General features: G+C 48.3%; 4 protein-coding genes and 1 pseudogene. All 5 read right to left on the bottom strand.

The annotated features are described in order from the left end of the window. Positions 1-581: pseudogene (locus tag F8N00_RS16075) on the bottom strand (galactose mutarotase); the annotation flags it as partial. A gap of 92 nt (positions 582-673) precedes the next feature. Next, positions 674-2,350: a LytS/YhcK type 5TM receptor domain-containing protein gene (locus tag F8N00_RS16070; protein WP_421018568.1), complete on the bottom strand. Its 1,677-nt coding sequence runs from the start codon at positions 2,348-2,350 to the stop codon at positions 674-676. A gap of 178 nt (positions 2,351-2,528) precedes the next feature. Beyond that, positions 2,529-3,845: a hemolysin family protein gene (locus F8N00_RS16065; protein WP_421018567.1), complete on the bottom strand. Its 1,317-nt coding sequence runs from the start codon at positions 3,843-3,845 to the stop codon at positions 2,529-2,531. A gap of 36 nt (positions 3,846-3,881) precedes the next feature. After that, positions 3,882-4,250, bottom strand: coding sequence for a MerR family transcriptional regulator (locus F8N00_RS16060; protein WP_035399153.1), 369 nt, complete (start codon positions 4,248-4,250; stop codon positions 3,882-3,884). A gap of 155 nt (positions 4,251-4,405) precedes the next feature. Further along, positions 4,406-5,174 (bottom strand): (Fe-S)-binding protein (locus F8N00_RS16055; protein WP_421018566.1); only part of this gene is annotated, 769 nt, incomplete at its 5' end.

The following is a 5,174-nucleotide window of genomic DNA, read 5'->3' as shown; positions in this document are numbered from 1 at the left end:
ATTCGTAACAGATGCTGTTCGATCGTCGTTTTTGCTTCACCCGTCAAGTTAAAGTACGTATGATTCGTCGGACTGAATGGTGTCGAAGCTGTCGTCTCCGCTTCATAATAGATATGCAGGACGTTCTCGTCTGTCCATTCGAATGTCAGCGTGAACGACAAGTGCCCCGGATAGCCGTTCTCCCCACTCGGACTATCTAAACGTAGAACAAGTTTGTCGTCGTTGATTTCGTGCGTGAACATTCGGTTCGCCCAATTTTCGCTTCCTCCATGGAGGTGATGTTCACCCTCATTTTGTTCGAGTACATACGTCATTCCTTCCAACGCAAACGCACCATTCGCAATTCGTCCTCCGACGCGTCCGATCGTGGCGCCTAAGTGATGCGGATCATCTTGGTATTCTGATAGGTCGTCAAACGCGAGTACGACATTTTCGACCATTCCATGTTGATCCGGAACCCGGATGGCAAGAATTTTTGCGCCTCGGTTCAAGATATCGATACTATGCCCATGCACATTCTGTAACGTGAATCGTAACAAGGACTGATCTCCTAGTTGCCCTACTTCTGTTGTCGTAATCATCATTTGCTTCCTCCTGTACGATACGTTTTCCTGTTTTCGTATTTACCCTCGGAACGAGACAAAAAAACAACAATGGCAAAAGACCATTGTTGTTACAGAGACGGAAGTGGTAATCGCACTTCGATCCGAGTCCCTTGATGGATGATCGAGTGGACGTGTAATGTTGCAGTCGGACCGTATGTCACGTCTAATGCGCGTCGAATCAGGAACAGATTCGAATCCCCCGCCTCCTGTTGATCCAGTTGTTGCATCACGGCAAGCGGCATCCCTTGTCCGTTATCCGTGACTTCGATGACCCAGTCTGTCGTCGCCTTGAAGGCACGGACATCAATCCGGTGATGGCGCCCTGCCTTTACGAACGCATGACGCAGTGCATTATCGACGAGCTGTGTCACAAGGAACGGGAAAACGAAGTATTCTTCAACAGCGGTCTCGATATCAAGATCGACCGTGATATCGGCGGAGGTCAGTTGATTCGGGCGACGTCGTGTTCCTTCTAGTGATAAATAGGCTTTCAGGGTCGCCAGTTCCTCGCGTAGTGGATGTTCATCATGCCGCGTCGCTGTCGTCAACAGTTGAAGCAGTGCATTCAATTGATGTTTCACGGGAGTTCCCGGATCAGCTGTCCGCTGGATTTCTTCGATGATGCCTTTCAGATAGCTGACGTGTAACATCGGTTTCATCTTTCTTCCGCTTAACCGGAGCAACTGATCTTCTCGGTACATATGCAACTCTCGTGCTAATAAACGGACGAGTTGTTCCGTCATCCGCTCGACGGTGTCGTCAAATAAGTCTTTCGAAAAGTAACAGATGACCCCTGCTTTTTGACCGTTAATGCGCATCGGATGAAAACTGAGAATTTGTCCCGTCTGCTCGTCTTCCTGTCGGACGGGTTCTTCTGCTTCGATCCATCGTTGCTCCTCGCGTCTCGGTTGCTCGCCACAGACTGCTGGTTGCTGGTCCGTCATATCGATGACGACCTCTGTCGCCCCGAGCACGACGATCCGTTGCATCTTTGTCTCCTTCAATAACGTCGCTCCGATCTGTCGCGCGACTTCCGAAGTCAATCCCTGCTTTCGTAAGGGTTGTAATGCTTGCAATAGACGATCGGATCGCTCGGTTTGCCGGACGAAGAGTGCTCCTTCGAGTCGAAGTTGTGTCCGTAAAATCATGATGAACAGTACGACCCCACATATGTTTGCGAACAGTAATGGAAAAGCGGCACGACTCATCAAATCAAGTGCTTTTGCCGTATCCGGTGCAAGTAATAGCGTGATTCCACTTTCAAACAGCAATGCTGTCAAGACGATACCGATGGGCGGAACAATTGCATAACCATCATGCAAACGCCAGCGTTTTCGATACCAGCCGCTCGCAAGTCCAGCGAGCATGGCGATGATCCAACCGGCTTCTGCCCCTAACGAACCGAGTACGTAGCGGTGTAGACCAACCAAACATCCCGTGATGCCGCCGATCACGGGTCCACCAATCAATCCGCTCGTCACGATGACAGCGAGTCGGGTATCAAGCAACAAGGCATCTTTTTCGACGGCTAATCCGAGTAACGGATCAATCGTCGTATCTTGCGAAAGTTCAATTCCTGCGTAGTTCATCAAAATACCGGATGACACGAATGCGAAGAGCAGTGGAAGATTCATTCCGCGGTCCATCTTGAATATGTATCGGGAAATGCGCCACTGGGACAATAAAAAGGCTAACAGTGCTAACATACCTAAACGACTCAGTAAGAATGGAATCTGCTCGAGCACGGAATACCTCCTCGTTTCATAGGACGCGATTGAACAATAAAGTAGCTGTAGATTACATTCCCGCTCCTCTCTGCATTTTCCTATCACGACTACCCAAAGTTCGCACAATCCGTCTATTCTTGATTTTTTGACTGATGTGATATAAAAAAGCCGGCTCCTCCATGAGGAACCGACCATCTTATGCTTCTGCTTGTTCAGCTGGATGCAACCAAATCTTGACGCGGTTGATTTGATAGTTCTCCATCTCCATCACCTCGACGGAGAAGTCTGGTGTATCGATATGCTCACCTGGCTGAAGATCAATGTTATGCATCTGAATCCAGCCACCGATCGTATCGACATCTTCGACATTCGTAAAACGAATATTGAAACGTTCTTCCAAGTCAGCGAGCAAGACTGTACCGTCGAGTAGGAACTCGTCCGATTTGACCTGTTCGATTTCTTCGACTTCATCTGCGTCGAATTCATCACGGATTTCACCGACGATTTCTTCGAGTAAGTCTTCCATCGAGACGAGACCTGCCGTTCCACCGTATTCATCGACGACGAGAACGAGATGGGTCCGGGTCCGTTTCATCTTGCGAAGTGTCTCTTGAAGCGACGTCACTTCCGAAACAACCGGTAAATCCTTGATATAATGCGTCACCGGATGCTCATTGCCGTTCGCATAATCCGTCAAGACTTCCTTGACGTTGACGTATCCGAGAATCCGGTCCTTATCGTTTTCTTCTGTGACCGGGTAACGCGTGTATGGATTATCCATGAAGATTTCCATCAGTTCATCCTTTGTCAAACGTTCCGAGATCGTCTCCATCCGCATCCGCGGCACCATCAAGTCTTTGACGATGTGCTCATCAAACGCAAAGACGTTTTGCATGAGGGCAAGTTCCGTTTGGTTGATTTCACCACTTTGGAAACTTTGCGCCATGATGATTTTCAATTCATCTTCCGAGTGGGCTTGTTCATGCCCTGCTGGTTTGACACCGAACAGACCGAGGAATAAGCGCGCTGAACCGTTGAGTAACCAAATGAATGGGTACATGATTTTACCGAACACATAAAGTGGACGGGCGAACAACAATGTCATGCGTTCTGCATACTGAATCGCAAGCGTCTTCGGAGCGAGTTCACCGATAACGACGTGTAAGAACGTTACGGATACGAATGCGATACCAAACGACAAGAGTGTCGAAACAGCAACAGAGATCCCGAAGTCATCGAAGACAGGGTGCAAGATCTTTTCGACGGTTGGTTCACCAAGTGCCCCAAGACCAAGTGCCGTGACCGTGATCCCAAGCTGACAGGCAGACAAGTAGTAATCAAGATCGCCCGCGATTTTTTTCGCAAGGACGGCACTTTTGTTCCCTTCTTGAATCATTTGATCCAAACGCGACATCCGAACCTTAACGACAGCAAATTCCGATCCGACGAAAAACGCCGTCAACGCAATCAACAAGACCACTAAAAATAAATTGATGAATAATATAGTATCCAAAATCCCCTAAACAGGGGTCACCTCCATTGTTTTGTATTAAAGCTGTGCAATCAAGGAAGCAATCAATGTTAGACGCCGGGACAGTTCTAAGCGGATCGCTTGTTTTTCGACGTCCGTCGAATGTAACAAACGCTGCTCGAGTCCTTCAACCGTCGCCTGAAGTTGTTTCACTTCCTGATAAATCGTCTCCCCTGTTTTTTGTTCCCGTTCCGTAAAAGAAGCAAGAATCTCTTGCAGGGAAAGCCGTTGAGACTTCAAATATTCAATCTTTTCGATTTGATGAATGACCGATTCGTCATACAGACGGTAGCCAGAAGCGGTACGCTCTGGTGTTAACAGACCGAGTGATGTGTAGTAATCGATCGTTCGTTTTGATAAGCCGGTGGTCTCCGCGACCTGACCGATTCGAAGTAACGCCTTCCCAAAAGATTCTCACCTCCTTTCCATAGCTAGTTCTTTTATCTTATCATGTCAAAACCATACAGTAAAACGTCGCGCTTTTTAAGAGAAAAAAACGACTACTCCCGTTCGCACGAGAATAATCGTTTCATCCCACTTTTTCATACGGTTGCGACAGGTTCTTCGACTGGTACACCGACGATCGAGCGTTCCAGTAATTCAACGACATCGTACGTAGCAACCGCCTCGTCGACTTCCTTCGCCTTCGTGCCGTCACTGAGCATCGTCAGACAGTACGGACATGCTGACCCAATGACAGACGGTTGGACCGTCAACAATTGTTCCGTCCGTGCGACGTTGACGCGTGCGCCGACTTTTTCTTCTTGCCACATCATCCCGCCGCCAGCACCGCAACACATCCCTTTTTCCCGATTGCGTTCCGTCTCGACGAGCGTGATTCCTGGAATCTTCTCGAGAATATAACGTGGTGCGTCGTAAATATCATTGTAACGACCGAGATAACACGAATCGTGATAAACGACACGCTCCTTGACTTCATGGAGCGGTGTGATCCGTTTCTCGTCAATCAGTCGTGCGAGCAATTCCGTATGGTGATACACTTCAACGTCCGGACTCAGTCCGAAATCTGGATACTCGTTTTTAAATGTATTGTAGGCATGCGGATCAATCGTGACAATCTTTTTGACGCCGTATTTCTCAAATGATTTGATGTTTGCTTCTGCGAGTTCTTGGAACAAGACTTCGTTCCCGATTCGACGTGGTGTATCGCCCGAGTTTTTCTCATCGTTTCCGAGAATCGCAAACGAGATATTGGCCTCGTTAAGAATACGTGCAAACGCCATCGCGATTTTTTGACTTCGGTTATCGTACGATCCCATCGCACCAACCCAGAACCTGTCTCTTATACAC

The organism is Exiguobacterium sp. A1_3_1, assembly GCF_048985645.1.
Lineage (GTDB): Bacteria > Bacillota > Bacilli > Exiguobacteriales > Exiguobacteriaceae > Exiguobacterium_A > Exiguobacterium_A indicum.
The sequence above is the reverse complement of the archived record's forward strand: the minus strand, read 5'-3'. Positions and strand labels throughout refer to the sequence as shown.